Raw genomic sequence first — 17364 nt, forward strand, 5'->3', positions numbered from 1 at the left:
CGCTCAGGCCGCATCGAGCGGCAGGTGGATGGTGGCGACGTAGCGGCCATCCACTATCTCGGTGTCCAGCCGGCCGCGGCCCTGGCTGAGCGCGATGATGCGCTCACGCGCGGAGATCAGGCCCACCTGGTGTCCGCTGGCCGGCTGGCCGCCGGAGCGGGGCAGGCCGTTGCTGACGATGACCCGCACCGAGGCACGGTCCAGTTCCACCCGCACCAGCACGTCATTGCCGTCGGCGGACGGCTCCACGCCGTGGCGGATGGCGTTTTCCACCAGCGGCTGGATCGACAGGGTCGGCACCTGCACGGGCGGAAGCTGGTCGGGCAGGTCCCAGCTCAGCCGCAGCCGGTCGCCGAAGCGCAGCGATTCGATCTCGAGGTAGCGCCGGGCGAGGGCCAGTTCGTCGGCCAGCGGGATTTCCCGCGGCCCCGACAGGGCCGCGCGGAACAGGTCGGCCAGGTCCAGCAGCAGGCGCTCGGCCTCGCCGGGCCGCGCGTGCACCAGCGCCGCCCCGGTGTTGAGCGTGTTGAACAGGAAGTGTGGACGGATCCGCGCCTGCAGGGCCTCCAGTTCCGCCTGCTTGGCCAGCACGGCCAGGCGCCGGGCGCGCAGGTGGTTCTGGTAGGCGGCCAGGCCCAGCAGGCCGATGGTGAGCGCCATCAGGCTCAGCCGCAGCAGGAAGTCCAGCCAGCCGCGGCCGGCCATCGGCATCAGTTCACCCAGCAGCAGCCAGGTGGCGGCCCCGGTGAGCCAGGTGCTCAGCATCAGCAGGCCCAGCGCCATCCACGCCACCCGCGGCCCGGTGAGCCGGGACAGGGAGTCACGCAGCAGGTAGAGGCCGCCGAGGGTCAGCATCGTGATCCACTGGATCAGCAGCGAGGCCAGCCCGAAGTAGGTGATCCGGTCGCCGTCGAAGCCGGGCGCCAGGGCCAGCAGCACGGCCACGGCCTCACCCGCCAGCACCACCGCCACGATCGCGGGGCCCTGCCAGAGCACTTCCAGCGGATTGGGTTGGGACCTGGGCGGGGCCACGCGGACTCGGGGAGGCGGGGTGGCGACCATGATGCCGCGTGTGCGAGGCCTGCGATACCGGGCCCGGCCGCCCGGGACCTTGGACGGGCCGCCCGTCGGTCGGCGCTGGCGGGGCGGACGGGACGGGGCTAGGGTGCGATGGCAGACATGTAGGGGTAGGCAATGACGACGACATCCGACCGCAAAGGACGCAGCGCCCAGGCCGGGCCGCGCCTCCGGCGCCAGGCGGGCTTCAACCTGCTGGAGTTGCTGGTGGTCCTGATCATTCTTGGCGTGCTGCTGGCAGTTGCGTTCCCCAGCTTCCGCTTCGTGGTCAACAGCTCCCGGATCACCAATCCTGCCAACGAGCTGCTGGCGACGATGCAGCTGGCGCGCATGGAGGCCATCCGTCGCAATGCGCGTACGGTCGTATGTCGCTCCCAGAACCCGAATGCCGCCGCCCCGACCTGCACGACCGCCGCAGGCAATTGGGATGGCTGGGTGGCCTTCGTGGACACCAACCGCGACGGTGCGGTCACCGCTGGCGAGCTGGTGCTTCGGGCCGTGCCCATGAATGCCCCGGCCACGCTGGTGTCCAGCCCGGCCATTTCCGGTGCCAGCAACCGGGTGGTGTTCCGGCCGGATGGCCTTGCGCGAACGCCGGCCGGCGCCTTGCTGGCCGCGCGCCTGCGGGTCTGTGTTCCGGAAACCACGCCCTCCGACAATGCCCGTGACCTGACCATCACCCAGGGCAGCCGCCTGGTGGTGGTGCGTTCCACCGCCGTCATCACCTCCGGTGCCTGCGCGGCCCCGGCCAATCCGTAAGGACCTTCCGCCATGACCCGGGTCTTCCACCCCATGAATCGCCGATCCCGCCACCGGGGCGCCACCCTGCTGGAAGTGCTGATCGCCGTACTCATCCTCGCCATCGGCATGCTGGGCGTTGCCGCGATGCAGGCCACCTCCCTCCGCAACAGCCAGGGTTCGCTCGAGCGCAGCCAGGCGGTGGTGCAGAGCTACGCCATCCTCGACGCGATGCGCTCCAACGTGTTGGTCGCGCGCGCCAACGGCTACAACCTGCCGGTCACCTGCGTGGCGCCGGCCGCCGCCGGCAGCCTCGTCAATTTCGACCAGAACGCCTGGATCACCTCGCTGCAGACCACCATGGGCGCGTCGGCGTGTGGCGGCATTGCCTGCGCCGCCAATGTCTGCGAGATCACCGTGCGCTGGAATGACACGCGCAGCACTGGTGGCATCGACGCGCAGGAACTCAAGACCCGGAGCCGCATATGAATCCCGCCTCCCGCAACAGGCTTCGCGCCCGCAGCCAGTCCGGCTTCAGCCTGATCGAGCTGATGATCGCGCTTTTGCTGGGCCTGTTGGTCAGTGCCGCCGCGATCGGAATGTTCATCTCCAACGCACGCACGCACCGTACGACGGAAAGCCTTTCGCGCGTGCAGGAAAGCGCCCGGATCGCATTCGAGCTGATGGCCCGTGACCTTCGCGAGGGCAGCGGCAACCCCTGCTCCAACGAACTCCAGGTCACCAACCGCGTCACCAACTACACCACCAACTGGTGGAGCAACTGGGACCGCGCGGCGGTGAGCCGCGGCGTCATCGGATACGAGAACGGCGCGCTTCCCGGGACGCTGGCCGGCACCGACGCCGTGGAGGTCATTGGTGCCTCCGGAGCGGGCGTGCTCGTCAGCAACCATACGCTGGGCTCCAATACCCTGCGCGTGAACAACGCGGCGCACGGTTTTGTCACCAACGACCTGCTGATGGTCTGCGACAACCGGCTGGTCAGCATCTTCCCCGCGACGGTCTCCGGTGTTGACATCGTCCATCCGGCCAACCTGGGAATCAACGGTACCGCGTTCACCTACACCGACAACGCGATGGTGTCGCGCCTCATGGCCAGCCGCTGGTTCGTGGCAGCCAATGGCCGCGGTGGCAACTCCCTTTTCCGTACCTCGTTGCGCACCGGCGCAGCGGTGCAGGAAGAGGTGGTGGAGGGCGTGCAGGACATGGAAATCCTGTACCTGCTGCCCGGCGCCAATGCCTACCAGCCTGCCAACAACGCGGCGGTGGCCGCGCGCTGGCCGGAAGTGCAGGCGGTGCTGGTGCGCATCTCGCTGGTCGGCGCCGAAGCCGACGGCACCGATGGGCAGGCGCTGCGCCGCCAGCTCGAACACGTGGTCACCCTGCGGAACCGAAACGCATGAACAAGCCTAATCCCGTGTCCCGGCCAGGTCGCCAGAAGGGCGTCGCGCTGCTGATCGTGCTGATCCTGCTGCTGGTCATGACCCTGCTCGGCCTGGCCAGCCTGCGCGGCTCGCTGATGGAAGAGCGGATGAGCTCAAGCGTGTACGACCGCGGTATCGGTTTCCAGGCGGCGGAGGCCGCGCTGCGCGAGGCCGAAGCGCTGGTGGCCACGAACCCCGCCTTCCCGACCTCGGGCAACTGCGTGGCTGGCCTGTGTCCGCGCCGCACCAACGTCGCCGATACGGACCAGGAGTACTGGATCTCCGCGGCCTCGGCCTGGCGAAATGCCACGGTGGACGTCAACGTCGACAACGACGGTGCGGGCGCACTTGCGGCCATCACCACGACGCCGCAGTTCCTGGTCGAGCCGCTGGGACCCGGGCCGAACTGGTTTGCCTGCGAACGAGAGATTCCGGTCAACGCCCTTTGCCTCACGCCCCGATTCCGGGTCACCGCCCGCAGCGCTGCTGCCGGTCGTGCCCAGGTTACCTTGCAGACCACCGTTAGCACGCCTTGAGCGGACGGAGTAAAACCATGAACACCCAGTACGATCGTCCTTCGTCCCGCAGCGGCCTGCACGCGCCGGCGGTCCTGGCTGCCGCCTTCGCGACCCTGTTCGCGCTGCCGGTGCAGGCCGCGATCGACATTCCCAATGCTCCGCTGCAGGTCGGTGGCAACGTTCCGCCGAACATCATGTTCATCCTGGACACCTCCGGCTCGATGGAGGACACCAACCTGATTGACAATACGATCTCGATCAGCGGCGGCGGACTGACCACCAACGACCTCTCGGCACGGCTCTACCTGCGCAACACGCTGTACTACAACCCCAATGCGACGTATGCCCCGTGGCGCCGCGACTACGGCACGCCGCTGCCGACGCCGTCCTACAACGCCGCCTACGACAGCCTGGAACTGGCCAGCGGCAACCTGAATCTTCAGGACAGCGTCCAGACCTACTACGTGCCCAAGCCGGGTGCGACCGACCTGACGGACGGCACCCAGTACTACCGCTACCAGATCCTGACCAATGGCCGGGTGGTGCGCAGCGAGCGGCAGGAGGTGAGCACCACGACGGAAGTCCTGGTCAACCTTTCCGGGCTGTCCGCCAACCGCAATAACTGGGTCGGCGGCGGCACCGGTGCCACCGCGCCCGGCAACATCAGTTTCGTCGTGCCGGCCAACACCACCAACATGACCGTCACGCTTTCGGGCAGTGATGCCAACGCCAATCTGTACCTGCGTCGCAACAATGCACCGACCACGGGTACCTACGACTTCATCAACAACGGCAACTCGAGCAACGAGAGCCGCTCGGTCAACAATCCAAACACCGGCACCTGGTACGTCGGTGTGCGCGCCGCGGACAACAACAACAACGATGGCTTCGCCAACGTGCAGCTGGTCGTCCAGATCACGACGGGCGACCCGGCCACCGGCGAGGCCAGCGCGGGCTGCGCCACTTCGCTCACCGGCTGGGGCTGGCGCAACTGCACCTACACGACCCCGACCGGTCGCAGCGAGGCGGCCGAGCGCCAGAACTTCGCCACCTGGTTCTCCTACCACCGCACCCGCATGAAGGCCGCCAAGGCGGGCGTGAGCTACGCCTTCTCCGACCTCGGCGAGGATTTCCGCGTCGGTATCGCGGGCCTGAGCAGCATCAACAGCCGCATTCCGGTGGGCAGCGATGGCGGCCTCTTCCGCAACAAGACCACGGCCCCGGTGAGCAACAACCGTGCGGCGTTCTTCGACACGGTGTTTGGCATGACGGCCAACGGCTTTACGCCCCTGCGTACCGCCCTCCGCCGCGTGGGCGAGTACTACCGTGAAACGGGCAACACCGGTCCCTATGCCGGCACCGGCACCACCCAGCTGGCCTGCCGCCAGAACTTCTCCATCCTCACCACCGACGGCTACTGGAACAACAACGACGACATCGCCTCGAGTAACTTCACATCGATGAGCGGTGACGAGGACGCTGGCACAACCATCAACGGTGAGCTTGGCGCGACCTATACCTATACGCCGGCCCGCCCCTACGAGTTCAGCCAGCAGGGCACCCTCGCCGACGTCGCGATGCACTACTGGAAGACCGACCTGCGACCGGATGGCGCCACCGGCCTGGACAACAATGTGCCCAGCTCGTCGGCCAATCCGGCGTTCTGGCAGCACATGGTCACCTTCGGCATCTCGCTCGGCCTCAAGGGCACGCTCGACTCGTCCACCGACCTTCCGGCGATCACCGCCGGTACCCTGAACTGGGGTGCAGTGAACGAGGGCAACGACGAGGATCCGGACAAGATCGACGACCTCTGGCACGCCGCGGTCAATTCGCGCGGCTCCTTCGTGGCCGCCACCGACCCCAATGCCTTCGCAGCCGCCATCCGCAACGCGCTGGCCACGGTGGTCGAGCGCACGGCGTCGAGCTCGAACGTGGCCGCCAACAGCACGTCGCTGACGTCCGAGACCCGGCTGTTCCAGGCGCGCTATGTCAGCGGCCGCTGGATCGGCGAGCTGGCGGCGTATCCCGTCTCCGGCACCACGATCTCGGAAACCCCGAGCTGGGTGGCTACCGAGGAGATCCCGGCGCCTGGCGCACGCACCATCATCACGTGGAATGGATCGGGCGGCACCAACTTCCCGTCCCCGGCGCAGGCCGCGGCGCTCAATTCGCCCATCGCCGGCGTGTCCGACTACATCCGCGGCGTTCGGACGCTGGAGGCTGCGCAGAACAATGGCGGCAACTTCCGTGACCGGCTCAATGTCCTGGGCGACATCATCCACAGTTCGCCCGTCTACGTTGAAGACACCGACACGGTGTACGTCGGCGCCAATGACGGCATGATGCACGCCTTCGACGCCAGCACCGGTGAAGAGCAGTTCGCCTACGTGCCGGGCAATATCGACCTTGCCAGCCTCGAGAGCATGTCCAGCATCAACTATGGCCATGCCTACTTCGTCGATGGCCCGATCGCGGTGTCTGCGCTCGAGGACATCCCCGGCACCAACTATCTGGTGGGCAGCCTGGGCCGCGGCGGCAAGGGTGTGTACGCCCTGGACGTCACCGACCCCAGCTCCTTCGGCAACGGCGACGTGCTCTGGGACCATGACCCGGTCAATCACGACAAGATGGGCATGGTACTCAGCACTCCGCTCATCACCCGCCTCAACAACGGCGACGTCGGCGTGATCGTGGCGAACGGGCCCAACAGCACCGGCGACACCGCGGTGCTCTATGTGCTCAATGCCGCCACCGGCGCGGTGCTTGCGGAGATCGATACCGGCACGGGCACGGGCTGGGGCGGGGCGACGGCGCCCAACGGCCTGTCCGGCATTCGCGGTTTCGACGTGGACGGCAACAAGACCATCGACTACGTCTACGGCGGCGACCTGCGTGGCAACGTCTGGAAGTTCGACCTGACGGCGACCACCCCGGCCACCTGGGATGACGCTGACAAGCGCCGGATCATGTTCACGGCGGTGGATTCGGCCAGCAAGCGGCAGCCGATTTCGGGCACGCCGGCCGTCGGCATCGATCCGCTGACCTACAAGACCTGGGTGTTCATCGGCACCGGCCGTTACATGAACGCGGATGATCTGGCCCGCTCCGACGGCACGCCCAACACCGACGTCCAGACCTGGTATGGACTTATCGATGACGGCACGGCAATCACCGGCCGCGGTCAGCTGCAGCAGCGCCGTATCGCGGCCGTGGCCACCATCAATGGTCGCCGCGTTCGTGCCTTCGAGGCCAACAGCGCGCTCAACGCCACGGTGAAGGGCTGGTACATCGACCTCGTCACGCCGCCCGCCCCGGGTACGGCCGAGGGTGAGCGAATGATCGGCGCCAACAGCCTGGTGGGTACGACGCTGATTTCGTCGAGCATCACGCCCCGAGGCGAAGCGTGCGAGAGCGGTGGCAGCGGCTTCGTCAACGCCCTCAACGCCTTCTCCGGCTCCAGCGTGGCCACGCCATTCTTCGATGCCGACAACGACGGCGCCTTCAGTGACGACACCATCGACATCGGCGGCGGCGTACTGGTGGGCGTTGGTTCCTATGACGCCGGCGTGGACATGGTGGGCGACTCGGTGATCTCGGGTAACCTGCTGATGGTGGGCGGCTCGAATGCCCAGCGCGGCCGGGTGCCGGTCGACCTGTCGGAAATCTACGGACGAAAGTCCTGGCGCGAAGTGATTGGAGATTGACGCATGCAGACCAAACGACACGCTCCTGCCTTTGCGGGCCGTAGTCCGGGTGCAACCAGGCGTGTGGTTGCAAGGGGCTTCACGCTGCTCGAGCTGATGATCGTATTGCTGATCATCGGCATCCTCGCGGGCATCTCGTACGCCAGCTACCAGAACAACGTGATTGAATCGCGCAGGAAGGCGGGAGCCTCCTGCCTGATTGAAGCCGCACAGTTCATGGAGCGCTACTACACGACGACGCTGACCTATGTGGGCGGGAACGTGCCTGCCCTCAGCTGCCGCAATGAATTGGCGCAGTTCTACACGATTGCGCTCAACGGCGTTCCCACCGCAACAACCTATACTCTCAACGCCACACCGAACCCCGGCAGCCAGCAGGCCATTAAGGATACGAAGTGCGGCACGCTGGGCATCAACCAGGCGGGCATCAAGTCGGAGTCGGGCACCGGCACGGTTGCCGACTGCTGGTAAGCCTCGGTGGACCACGCAACAAAAAGGCCTGCGGAATCCGCAGGCCTTTTCATTTGAAGCTGGCGCCCGAAGTTGGACTCGAACCAACGACCCCCTGATTAACAGTCAAGTGCTCTAACCGGCTGAGCTATTCGGGCAGGGAGTCGCGTATTTTAGCGGCTGACGCCGGGGCGTCAAGCGCCGAGGCACTCCGGGTGGTCCGGGGCCATCCGTTCCATCCGCGGCCTGCCGGCGTTGCTGACGATGATCCGGCGTCCTTCCACCCGGCGGTCACCGCTGCAGATCCGCAGCGTCAGGTTGCTGCCCGAGGCGCGGCCGTCGGGCAGGTAGCGCAGCAGGCTGCGCGCCTGGACGCTTCGGATACGCACGCCGGCAGCAGGCATCACGTGCTGCAGGATCTGCCCCGGGTCCAGCGGCTGACGGGCCCGCGCCTCGTCGAGAAACACCAGCCAGCCGGTGTCCCAGATGCCATCCTCGCGACAGCGCCCCAGCGGGTCGGCGGGGCAGATGCTGACCGGAAAGCCCCGCTGCACGGCATTCAGCCGCGCCGTCACCAGGCTGGCGCTGAGCTCGTGGCTGGCGGCCTGGGTCTGCATCTGGTTCTTCAGCTGCATGAACGAGGGCAGGCCCAGGGCCAGCAGCACGCCCATCACGGCCAGTACGGCGGCCAGTTCGGGCAGTGAGTATCCGTGCCTGGGCAGGCGCATCGTCGGCTCCGCTGGGGGGTGAACCCCAGTCTGGTCCGCGCCCGCGCACCCTTGAATCCGGCAAGCGGGCGACCCCATGTAGGAGTCCGGCGCAGCGCGCCGTCAGGAGGGCTCCCCTCCGCTGGCTATACTCCCTGATTGCCCCGCGAGGACGTCCCCCGTGTCCGAACGCTTCGAACTCGTCCCCCCCTACCAGCCCGCCGGCGAACAGCCGCAGGCGATCGAAAAGCTGATCGCCGGCTTCGAGGCCGGCCTGGCGCAGCAGACCCTGCTGGGCGTCACCGGCTCGGGCAAGACCTACACCATCGCCAACGTCATCCAGGCCGTGCAGAAGCCCACCCTGGTGCTGGCGCCGAACAAGACCCTGGCGGCGCAGCTGTACGGCGAGTTCAAGTCCTTCTTCCCGAACAACTCGGTCGAGTACTTCGTCAGCTACTACGACTACTACCAGCCCGAGGCCTACATCCCGAGCACCGACACCTTCATCGAGAAGGACAGCAACATCAACGAGCACATCGAGCAGATGCGCCTGTCGGCGACCAAGGCCCTGCTCGAGCGCCGCGATTCGATCGTCGTGGCCAGCGTTTCGGCCATCTACGGCCTGGGCGACCCGAACGAGTACTTCCGGATGGTCCTGCACCTGGTCAAGGGCGACAAGATCGACCAGCGCGAGCTGATCCGCCGCCTCACCGAGATGCAGTACAGCCGCAACGAGACCGAACTGGTGCGCGGCGCCTTCCGCGTGCGCGGCGAGGTGATCGACGTGCACCCGGCCGAGTCCGAGATCGAGGCGCTGCGGATCGAGCTGTTCGACGGCGAAATCGAGAACATCGCCCAGTTCGACCCGCTGACCGGCCACATCACCCGCAAGCTGCAGCGCTACACCCTGTACCCGAAGTCGCACTACGTCACCACGCGGCGCACCGTGCTCGACGCGATCGAGACCATCAAGGTCGAGTTCAGCGCGCGCATGGAGGAGCTGTACAAGGCCAACAAGCTGCTCGAGGCCCAGCGCCTGCAGCAGCGCACCATGTACGACATCGAGATGATGGCCGAGGTCGGCTTCTGCAACGGCATCGAGAACTACAGCCGGCACCTGACCGGCCAGATGCCGGGCGAGCCGCCGCCCTGCCTGTTCGACTACCTGCCGCCGGACTCGCTGCTGGTGGTGGACGAGTCGCACGTGACCATTCCGCAGCTGGGCGCCATGTACAAGGGCGACCGCTCGCGCAAGGAAACCCTGGTCGAATTCGGCTTCCGGCTGCCCTCGGCGCTGGACAACCGGCCGCTGAAGTTCGAGGAGTGGGAGCGCCGCGCGCCGCGCAGCATCTACGTCTCGGCCACGCCCGGAAAGTACGAACTGGGCAAGTCCGGCGACCAGGTGGTCGAGCTGCTGGTCCGCCCCACCGGCCTGATCGACCCCGAAGTGGAGATCCGCCCGGTTGCCACGCAGGTGGACGACGTGCTGTCGGAGATCACCGAGCGCGTGAAGCTGGGCGACCGCGTGCTGATCACCACGCTCACCAAGAAGATGGCCGAGAACCTCACCGACTACCTGGCCGAGCACGAGGTCAAGGTGCGCTACCTGCACTCGGACGTGGACACGGTGGAGCGGGTCGAGATCATCCGCGACCTGCGCCTGGGCGTGTTCGACGTGCTGGTGGGCATCAACCTGCTGCGCGAGGGCCTGGACATGCCCGAGGTCTCGCTGGTCGCGATCCTGGACGCCGACAAGGAGGGCTTCCTGCGCTCCACCGGCTCGCTGATCCAGACGATCGGCCGCGCCGCCCGCAACGTGCGCGGCAAGGCCATCCTCTATGCCGACCGCATCACCAATTCGATGAAGGCCGCCATCGACGAGACCGACCGCCGCCGCCAGCGCCAGGTCGACTACAACCTCGAGCACGGCATCACCCCGACCAGCATCGTGCGCGCGGTGATGGACGTGATGGAGGGCGCACGCGCCGAGCCCGAGGAGGCCAAGGGCCGCGGCAAGTCCCGCAAGGTGGCCGAAGACAAGACCGACTACGCCCTGATGGACCCGGGCCAGCTGGCCGCTCGCCTCAAGCAGCTCGAGACCCGCATGCACCGCCACGCCCAGGACCTGGAGTTCGAGGACGCGGCCCGGATCCGCGACGAGATCCACCGCCTGCGCACCCAGGGCCTGATGGCCTGAGGCCGGGCAGGGCGCCGGGCCGCCCGTCGGGCTTGGCCTGCCGGGGCCCGCTTGTTATACTTCCCGGCCATCGTGGGCGGTTAGCTCAGCGGTAGAGCATTACCTTGACATGGTAGGGGTCACAGGTTCGAACCCTGTACCGCCCACCACTTCCGGCCAACGGAAGTGACCGATGGACGCAACGGCCAGGCCTCATGCCTGGCCGTTCTGCTTTTCAGGCCACGGCCATGCGGTGCCCGCGCAGGCGCTCGTAGACCGGCCGGCAGGCCTCGGCCACGGCCCGTGCCGGGCCGGAAAGCGCCGTCTCCCGCGCCCGCCAGGGCTCGAAACCCGTGGACTTCCACACCGCGTCGTACCAGTGCGGCGCCCAGATGCCGTCGCTGTCCCGCGGGCCGGCCGGCCAGGCCAGCATCCGCGGGGTGAATTCGATGCCCAGCCGCGCGCACAGCGCCCGCAGGTGGGCTTCAGGGGCCTGCAGGAAGTCGCCGGCGTCGATCACCATCGGCGCCTCGCCGTTGTGCTCGGCCAGCAGGTCGAACAGGCGGCCCTGCTGCGGCAGCCCGATGTCCTCGGGCGTGACCGTGGCGCGCGACTTCAGGTAGGACGCGACCACTTCGGACGGATCGCGGATCAGCATCACGTTGGTCAGAGCGAACACCCAGTCCATGGCCATGTCCGGCAGCAGGTGGTGGCTCATGTGCTTCTGGTACCAGACCGGCCGGTCGCCCGGGATCGGGCCCGTCAGTGCGCGGGCGACGCGCCGCCAGTCGGTCTCGCCGTCGGCGATCACCTCGTCGCGGCCGGGATGGTCCAGCCCGGTCGCCGCCAGGTAGGCCGCGTACAGCGGCTCGTCGCTCACCACGCAGTCGGGCCGGTTTTCCCAGGCCCGCATCATCGCCGTGGAGATGTTGCGCGGGCCGCTCCACATCGCGATCCGCAGGCCGCTCATGCCAGCCGCTCCGCGCCGCGCAGCATCACGTCCCGCTGCACCAGCTCCCGGTACAGGCCCTGCAGCCGGGCCACCATCGGCCCGGGTGTTCCGTCGCCGATCACGCGGCCGTCGATGGACTTCACCGGCACCACGCCGGCGAAGGTGCCGGTGGTGAAGGCCTCCTCGGCCGAATACGCCTGCGCCAGGGTAAAGTTCTTCTCGAAGCAGGGGATGCCCGCCTCGCGGCAGACCCGCAGCACGTTGGCGCGGGTGATGCCGCCCAGGCAGTAATCGCCGGTGGACGTCCACACCTCGCCCTTGCGCACGATGAAGAAGTGGGTGGAATTGCAGGTGGCGACGAAGCCGTGCGGGTCCAGCATCAGCGCCTCGTCGGCGCCGGCCGTGTAGGCCTGCACGCAGGCCGTGATGCAGTTGAGCTTGCTGTGGCTGTTGAGCTTGGGGTCCTGCACGTCCGGGTAGCCCCGGCGCACGTGCACGGTGAACAGCGTCAGGCCGGTGGCCAGGGTCTCGGGCTTGGCCATCTTGAACTCGGGGATGATCACCACCGTGGCCGGCCCCACCGTCACCCGCGGGTCCTGGTAGGGCGTGCGCTTCACGCCGCGGGTCACCATCAGCCGCAGGTGCACGCCGTCGTGCATGTCGTTGGCGGCCAGGGTCTCGCGGATGGCGCGCTCCAGGCCGGCGCGGTCCAGGCCGATGTCCATGGCGATCGCCTTGGCGCCCTCGAAAAGCCGGTCCAGGTGTTCGTCCAGGAACACCGGCTGCCCCGACACCACCCGCAGGCCTTCCCACACGCCATCCCCCAGCACGAAGCCGCTGTCGAACACCGATACCGTGGCCTCGGCCCGCGGCTTGAGCTGCCCGTTGATCCATATCCGGATGTGGGCGTTGCGCGGATCGTCGTGGAAGTCGTGGATGCTCTGCGCCATGGTCTGGTTTCCGGGTGGGCCTCGCCCCGAGTCTAGCCGGAAACGCCTGAATTCATTGACTTTCAGGGCCCACGCGCCTACCTTGGTGGCCTGGACCAACCATCAAGGTGGCCCCGGGAAACCGGCGCCGAGCGTGCGACATGAGCACTACTGCCCGCCACTGATCGCGTCCCCCAGGTCCCGCATCCATGAAGGGCGCCTGGCGCCCTTTTTTATTGCCAGAAGAACCCATGATCAACATCACGCTCCCCGACGGCAGCCAACGCCAGTTCGACCATCCCGTGTCGGTGATGGAAATCGCCCAGTCCATCGGCCCCGGCCTGGCCAAGGCCACCGTCGCCGGCAAGGTGGACGGCCGCCTGGTCGACGCCAGCGACCGCATCGACCACGACGCCCGCCTGCAGATCATCACGCCCAAGGACGAGGAGGGCGTCGAGATCATCCGCCACTCCTGCGCGCACCTGGTGGGCCACGCGGTGAAGCAGCTGTTCCCGGGGGCCAAGATGGTGATCGGTCCGGTCATCGCCGAGGGTTTCTACTACGACATCTGGAACGAAAAGCCCTTCACCCCCGACGACCTGGCCGCGATAGAAAAGCGCATGGCCGAACTCATCGCGAAGGACTACGACGTCATCAAGAAGGTCACCCCGCGCGACGAGGTGATCGCGGTGTTCACCGCCCGCGGCGAGGACTACAAGCTGCGCCTGGTCGAGGACATGCCCGACGAGCAGGCCATGGGCCTGTACTACCACGAGGAATACGTGGACATGTGCCGCGGCCCGCACGTGCCCAACACGCGTTTCCTCAAGGCCTTCAAGCTCACCCGCGTGTCCGGCGCCTACTGGCGCGGCGACTCCAAGAACGAGCAGCTGCAGCGTATCTACGGCACCGCCTGGGCCGACAAGAAGCAGCTCGAGGCCTACATCACCCGCGTCGAGGAAGCCGAAAAGCGCGACCACCGCCGCATCGGCAAGCAGCAGGAACTCTTCCACCTGCAGGAAGAGGCGCCGGGCCTGGTGTTCTGGCATCCCAAGGGCTGGCAGCTTTGGCAGGTGGTGGAGCAGTACATGCGCCGCGTCTACCGCACGTCCGGCTACCAGGAAGTGCGTTGCCCGCAGATCCTGGACGTGTCGCTGTGGAAGCAGTCCGGGCACTGGGACAATTACAAGGACAACATGTTCTTCACCGAGTCGGAGAAGCGCACTTATGCGCTCAAGCCGATGAACTGCCCGGGCCACGTGCAGGTCTTCAACCAGGGCCTGCACAGCTACCGCGACCTGCCGATCCGCTACGGCGAGTTCGGCGCCTGCCACCGCAACGAGCCCACCGGCGCGCTGCACGGCATCCTGCGCGTGCGCGGCTTCACCCAGGACGACGGCCACATCTTCTGCACCGAGGCCCAGATCGAGGCCGAGGTCACCGCCTTCCACCGGCAGGCGCTGGCGGTGTACGCCGACTTCGGCTTCAGCGACATCCAGATCAAGATCGCCCTGCGCCCGGAATCGCGCCTGGGCGACGACGCCACCTGGGACCGGGCCGAAGCGGCCCTGCGCTCGGCCCTGGGCGCCTGCGGGGTGGAATGGCAGGAGCTGACGGGCGAGGGCGCCTTCTACGGCCCCAAGATCGAGTACCACCTCAAGGACGCCATCGGCCGCACCTGGCAGCTGGGCACCATGCAGGTGGACTTCATGATGCCGTCCCGCCTGGGCGCCGAGTACGTGGACGAAAGCTCCACCAAGCGCCACCCGGTCATGCTGCACCGGGCCATCGTCGGTTCGATGGAGCGTTTCATCGGCATCCTGATCGAAAACCACGCCGGCGCCTTCCCGGCCTGGCTGGCCCCGGTCCAGGCGGTGGTGATGAACATCACCGACGCCCAGGCCGACTGGGTCGAGTCGGTCCGGAAAACCCTTGCGAATCAAGGCTTCCGGGTGGCGTCGGATTTGCGGAACGAGAAGATCGGCTATAAGATCCGCGAGCACACGCTGCAAAAAGTCCCGTACCTGCTGGTGGTTGGCGACCGCGAGAAGGAAAATGGGATGATTGCGGTGCGCACGCGGTCCGGGGAGGACCTGGGGTCGATGCCGGTCGAGGCCTTCCTCGACAAGCTGCGCGCGGAGAATGGCCCGGTCGCCTGAGCACGGCGGCCGGATCGGTTACAACCAACTGGGAACACGCGAATCAATACTTCATCTACAGACAAGGGCAACCGCAAGAATCTCGAGATCCGGGTCCCGCGCGTGCGCGTGATCGGCCTCGATGGCGAGATGGTGGGCGTGCTGACGCGCGACGAAGCGCTCGCACTGGCCGAGGAATCCGGCGTGGACCTGGTGGAAATCCAGCCCACGGCCGATCCGCCGGTCTGCCGCATCATGGATTACGGCAAGTACAAGTTCGACCTGCAGAAGAAGGCCAACGCGGCCAAGAAGAAGCAGAAGATCGTCGAGATCAAGGAACTCAAGTTCCGCCCGACCACCGACGATGGCGACTACAACATCAAGCTGCGCAACCTCCGCCGGTTCCTGGAGGAGGGCGACAAGGTCAAGGTCAACATCCGCTTCAAGGGGCGCGAGATGGCGCACCAAGAGCTGGGCATGGAGATGGCCAAGCGCATCGAGGCCGACCTGGCCGATGAAGTGGTCATCGAGCAGCGCCCCCGCCTCGAGGGCCGCCAGATGATCATGATGGTCGCCCCCAAGAAAAAGTAAGCCACGCTACCCAAGGCGTTGGTTTTGTTGCATAATTCGCGGCTCGCCGGCTTCCCGGCGGGTCCCCGGTGCGGCATCCGGGCCCGGTCCATCGGGCGAAGCCGTCATGGACCAGTCACGTTTTCCAAAAGAAATCAGCGACTTACAAGCCGACACGGGCAGGACGGAAAGAGTGGCGCAAGCCACCGCCCAGGTCAGTAACCAAAAAACCCAAAAGGGACTCCCATGGCCAAGATCAAGATCAAGACCAATCGAGCGGCCGCAAAACGCTTCCGGAAGACCGCTTCCGGCAAGTTCAAGGCGGGCCACGCGAACCGTAGCCACATCCTCACCAAGAAAGCCACCAAGCGTAAGCGCAACCTCCGCCAGACGAACCACGTCCGGGCCGAGGATGCAGGCCGCCTGATGCGCCAATTGCCCTATCTCTGAGGAGGACTGAACCATGGCACGAGTCAAGCGTGGTGTTACGGCGCGCCGCCGGCACAAGAAAATCATCAAGATGGCGAAGGGCTACTACAACGCCCGTCGCAAGGTCTTCCGCGTCGCCAAGCAGGCCGTCACCAAGGCCCTGCAGTACGCCTACATCGGTCGCAAGCAGAAGAAGCGCCAGTTCCGCAGCCTGTGGATCGTCCGCATCAATGCGGCGGCCCGCCTGCACGGCCTGAGCTACAGCCGCTTCATGAATGGCCTGCTCAAGGCGAACATCACCCTGGACCGCAAGGCCCTGGCTGACATCGCCATCCACGATCCCGCCGCCTTTGGCGCGATCGCCGAACAGGCCAAGCGCGCTCTCGCGGCGTAAGGCCATCGCCCGCGGCGGCACGCCGCCAGTGGGCACGAAGAGATGGGGAAGGGCGAGAGTCCTTCCCCATTTTGTTTTCAGGCTGGCACATTCCACGACGGGCCGCGCATGACCGAACTCGAACAGCTCACCCACTCCGCGCTGGCGCAGATCGCCGCCGCCGACAGCCTCGATACCCTCGATGCGCTGCGCGTGGCCCTGCTCGGCAAGTCCGGCAGCATCACCGGCCAGCTCAAGCAGCTCGGCGCCCTGGCCCCCGACCAGCGCAAGCTGGCGGGCGAGGCGGTGAACCGTGCCAAGGACGCCGTCGGCGAGGCCATCACCGGGCGCAAGTCCAGCCTGGAACAGGCGGCCCTGGCGCAGCGCCTGGCCTCGGAGCGCATCGACGTGACCCTGCCGGGCCGCGGCGACCTGCCCGGCAACCTGCACCCGGTCTCGCGCACGCTCGAGCGCATCACCGACATCTTCGCGCGCCTGGGCTACCAGCTGGCCGACGGCCCCGAGATCGAGGACGACCACCACAACTTCGAGGCGCTCAACTTCCCGCCGCACCACCCGGCGCGCGCCATGCACGACACCTTCTACTTCCCGCCCGACGCCGCGGGCGTGGCGCGGCTGCTGCGCACGCACACCTCGGGCGTGCAGGTGCGTTTCATGGAAAACAACAGACCGCCGCTGCGCATGATCGCGGCCGGCAAGGTCTACCGCAGCGACTCCGACCAGACCCACACGCCGATGTTCCACCAGGTCGAAGGCCTGCTGCTGGACGAAACCTCCAGCTTCGCCGACCTCAAGGGCACCCTGGCCGAATTCGTGCGCGCCTTCTTCGAGCGCGACTTCGAGATGCGCTTCCGTCCGAGCTATTTCCCCTTCACCGAACCCTCGGCCGAGGTGGACATCGCCTGGACCCAGCCCGACGGCAGCACGCGCTGGCTGGAAGTGCTGGGCTGCGGCATGGTCCACCCCAACGTGCTGCGCGCCTGCGGCATCGACCCCGAGAAGTACACCGGCTTCGCCTTCGGCCTGGGCGTCGAACGCTTCGCGATGCTGCGCTACGGCGTCAACGACCTGCGCAGCTTCTTCGACAACGACGTCCGCTTCCTCAGGCAGTTCGCCTGACCCGTTCGCTGGCCCTCT

Annotated in this window: 16 protein-coding genes and 2 tRNA genes; 13 read left to right on the forward strand and 5 right to left on the reverse strand. The window is 67.0% G+C overall.

What is annotated here, in order from left to right; genetic code table 11:
* Positions 1-3: 3 nt before the first annotated feature.
* The gene (locus ACOQFR_RS15365) at positions 4-1032 is read right to left on the reverse strand and encodes a sensor histidine kinase (RefSeq protein WP_421383531.1); all 1029 of its coding nucleotides are present in this window, start codon (positions 1030-1032) and stop codon (positions 4-6) included.
* Between the two features lie 162 nt (positions 1033-1194).
* On the opposite strand from ACOQFR_RS15365, the gene ACOQFR_RS15370 reads away from it, so the two are divergent.
* The 6 genes from ACOQFR_RS15370 to ACOQFR_RS15395 are packed head-to-tail and all read left to right on the forward strand — an operon-like array spanning position 1195 to position 7953.
* A complete protein-coding gene (locus ACOQFR_RS15370; RefSeq protein ID WP_421383533.1) occupies positions 1195-1836 on the forward strand; it encodes a GspH/FimT family pseudopilin in 642 nt (213 codons plus the stop codon).
* A gap of 33 nt (positions 1837-1869) precedes the next feature.
* A complete protein-coding gene (gene pilV, locus ACOQFR_RS15375; RefSeq protein ID WP_421383535.1) occupies positions 1870-2304 on the forward strand; it encodes a type IV pilus modification protein PilV in 435 nt (144 codons plus the stop codon).
* Entirely contained in the window at positions 2301-3236 is a 936-nt protein-coding gene (locus ACOQFR_RS15380) for a prepilin-type N-terminal cleavage/methylation domain-containing protein (RefSeq protein ID WP_421383537.1), read from the forward strand. Before pilV ends, ACOQFR_RS15380 begins: the two co-directional genes overlap by 4 nt.
* The gene (locus tag ACOQFR_RS15385) at positions 3233-3793 is read left to right on the forward strand and encodes a pilus assembly PilX family protein (RefSeq protein ID WP_421383539.1); all 561 of its coding nucleotides are present in this window, start codon (positions 3233-3235) and stop codon (positions 3791-3793) included. The genes ACOQFR_RS15380 and ACOQFR_RS15385 overlap by 4 nt, the downstream gene beginning before the upstream one ends.
* A 17-nt stretch (positions 3794-3810) precedes the next feature.
* Positions 3811-7482 carry a PilC/PilY family type IV pilus protein gene (locus ACOQFR_RS15390; protein ID WP_421383541.1) on the forward strand — a complete coding sequence of 1224 codons (3672 nt, stop codon included), beginning with the start codon at positions 3811-3813 and terminating at the stop codon, positions 7480-7482.
* Positions 7483-7485: 3 nt separating this feature from the next.
* The gene (locus ACOQFR_RS15395; RefSeq protein WP_421383543.1) at positions 7486-7953 is read left to right on the forward strand and encodes a type IV pilin protein; all 468 of its coding nucleotides are present in this window, start codon (positions 7486-7488) and stop codon (positions 7951-7953) included.
* Between the two features lie 60 nt (positions 7954-8013).
* On the opposite strand, the gene ACOQFR_RS15400 is transcribed toward ACOQFR_RS15395, so the two are convergent.
* Positions 8014-8090: transfer RNA gene (locus ACOQFR_RS15400), tRNA-Asn, on the reverse strand.
* Between the two features lie 36 nt (positions 8091-8126).
* Positions 8127-8660 (reverse strand): GspH/FimT family pseudopilin, encoded by a 534-nt coding sequence (locus ACOQFR_RS15405; RefSeq protein ID WP_421383545.1) that lies wholly within the window; start codon positions 8658-8660, stop codon positions 8127-8129.
* A 160-nt stretch (positions 8661-8820) separates the two neighbouring features.
* Between ACOQFR_RS15405 and uvrB the strand changes: the two genes are divergently transcribed.
* Both uvrB and ACOQFR_RS15415 read left to right on the forward strand, forming a co-directional pair.
* Entirely contained in the window at positions 8821-10836 is a 2016-nt protein-coding gene (gene uvrB / locus ACOQFR_RS15410) for an excinuclease ABC subunit UvrB (RefSeq protein WP_421383547.1), read from the forward strand.
* A gap of 74 nt (positions 10837-10910) precedes the next feature.
* A tRNA-Val gene (locus tag ACOQFR_RS15415) sits at positions 10911-10985 on the forward strand.
* 65 nt (positions 10986-11050) lie between these two features.
* Here ACOQFR_RS15415 and ACOQFR_RS15420 read toward each other — a convergent pair.
* Positions 11051-11785, reverse strand: a complete 735-nt coding sequence (locus ACOQFR_RS15420) for a hypothetical protein (RefSeq protein ID WP_421383549.1) — start codon at positions 11783-11785, stop codon at positions 11051-11053.
* Complete coding sequence (locus ACOQFR_RS15425) at positions 11782-12717, reverse strand: aminotransferase class IV (RefSeq protein WP_421383551.1); 936 nt, start codon at positions 12715-12717, stop codon at positions 11782-11784. Before ACOQFR_RS15425 ends, ACOQFR_RS15420 begins: the two co-directional genes overlap by 4 nt.
* Positions 12718-12947: 230 nt before the next feature.
* Between ACOQFR_RS15425 and thrS the strand changes: the two genes are divergently transcribed.
* The 5 genes from thrS to pheS all read left to right on the forward strand — a co-directional run bounded on the left by thrS (position 12948) and on the right by pheS (position 17346).
* Complete coding sequence (thrS, locus tag ACOQFR_RS15430) at positions 12948-14855, forward strand: threonine--tRNA ligase (RefSeq protein WP_421383553.1); 1908 nt, start codon at positions 12948-12950, stop codon at positions 14853-14855.
* Between the two features lie 42 nt (positions 14856-14897).
* Positions 14898-15425, forward strand: coding sequence for a translation initiation factor IF-3 (infC, locus tag ACOQFR_RS15435; RefSeq protein ID WP_421383695.1), 528 nt, complete (start codon positions 14898-14900; stop codon positions 15423-15425).
* A gap of 225 nt (positions 15426-15650) precedes the next feature.
* Positions 15651-15854 (forward strand): 50S ribosomal protein L35, encoded by a 204-nt coding sequence (gene rpmI / locus ACOQFR_RS15440; RefSeq protein WP_421383555.1) that lies wholly within the window; start codon positions 15651-15653, stop codon positions 15852-15854.
* 13 nt (positions 15855-15867) lie between these two features.
* The gene (gene rplT, locus ACOQFR_RS15445; protein WP_421383557.1) at positions 15868-16227 is read left to right on the forward strand and encodes a 50S ribosomal protein L20; all 360 of its coding nucleotides are present in this window, start codon (positions 15868-15870) and stop codon (positions 16225-16227) included.
* A 108-nt stretch (positions 16228-16335) separates the two neighbouring features.
* Positions 16336-17346 (forward strand): phenylalanine--tRNA ligase subunit alpha, encoded by a 1011-nt coding sequence (pheS, locus tag ACOQFR_RS15450; protein ID WP_421383559.1) that lies wholly within the window; start codon positions 16336-16338, stop codon positions 17344-17346.
* Positions 17347-17364 lie beyond the last annotated feature (18 nt).

This window comes from Arenimonas sp. MALMAid1274, assembly GCF_049195245.1.
Lineage (GTDB): Bacteria > Pseudomonadota > Gammaproteobacteria > Xanthomonadales > Xanthomonadaceae > Arenimonas.

What these genes read in the sequence shown, in the direction of transcription:
- ACOQFR_RS15370 (WP_421383533.1), top strand. Translation starts at nt 1,195, where the DNA reads ATGACGACGACATCCGACCGCAAAGGACGCAGCGCCCAGGCCGGGCCG.
- pilV (WP_421383535.1), top strand. Translation starts at nt 1,870, where the DNA reads ATGAATCGCCGATCCCGCCACCGGGGCGCCACCCTGCTGGAAGTGCTG.
- ACOQFR_RS15380 (WP_421383537.1), top strand. Translation starts at nt 2,301, where the DNA reads ATGAATCCCGCCTCCCGCAACAGGCTTCGCGCCCGCAGCCAGTCCGGC.
- ACOQFR_RS15385 (WP_421383539.1), top strand. Translation starts at nt 3,233, where the DNA reads ATGAACAAGCCTAATCCCGTGTCCCGGCCAGGTCGCCAGAAGGGCGTC.
- ACOQFR_RS15390 (WP_421383541.1), top strand. Translation starts at nt 3,811, where the DNA reads ATGAACACCCAGTACGATCGTCCTTCGTCCCGCAGCGGCCTGCACGCG.
- ACOQFR_RS15395 (WP_421383543.1), top strand. Translation starts at nt 7,486, where the DNA reads ATGCAGACCAAACGACACGCTCCTGCCTTTGCGGGCCGTAGTCCGGGT.
- ACOQFR_RS15405 (WP_421383545.1), bottom strand. Translation starts at nt 8,660, where the DNA reads ATGCGCCTGCCCAGGCACGGATACTCACTGCCCGAACTGGCCGCCGTA.
- ACOQFR_RS15420 (WP_421383549.1), bottom strand. Translation starts at nt 11,785, where the DNA reads ATGAGCGGCCTGCGGATCGCGATGTGGAGCGGCCCGCGCAACATCTCC.
- ACOQFR_RS15425 (WP_421383551.1), bottom strand. Translation starts at nt 12,717, where the DNA reads ATGGCGCAGAGCATCCACGACTTCCACGACGATCCGCGCAACGCCCAC.
- thrS (WP_421383553.1), top strand. Translation starts at nt 12,948, where the DNA reads ATGATCAACATCACGCTCCCCGACGGCAGCCAACGCCAGTTCGACCAT.
- rpmI (WP_421383555.1), top strand. Translation starts at nt 15,651, where the DNA reads ATGGCCAAGATCAAGATCAAGACCAATCGAGCGGCCGCAAAACGCTTC.
- rplT (WP_421383557.1), top strand. Translation starts at nt 15,868, where the DNA reads ATGGCACGAGTCAAGCGTGGTGTTACGGCGCGCCGCCGGCACAAGAAA.
- pheS (WP_421383559.1), top strand. Translation starts at nt 16,336, where the DNA reads ATGACCGAACTCGAACAGCTCACCCACTCCGCGCTGGCGCAGATCGCC.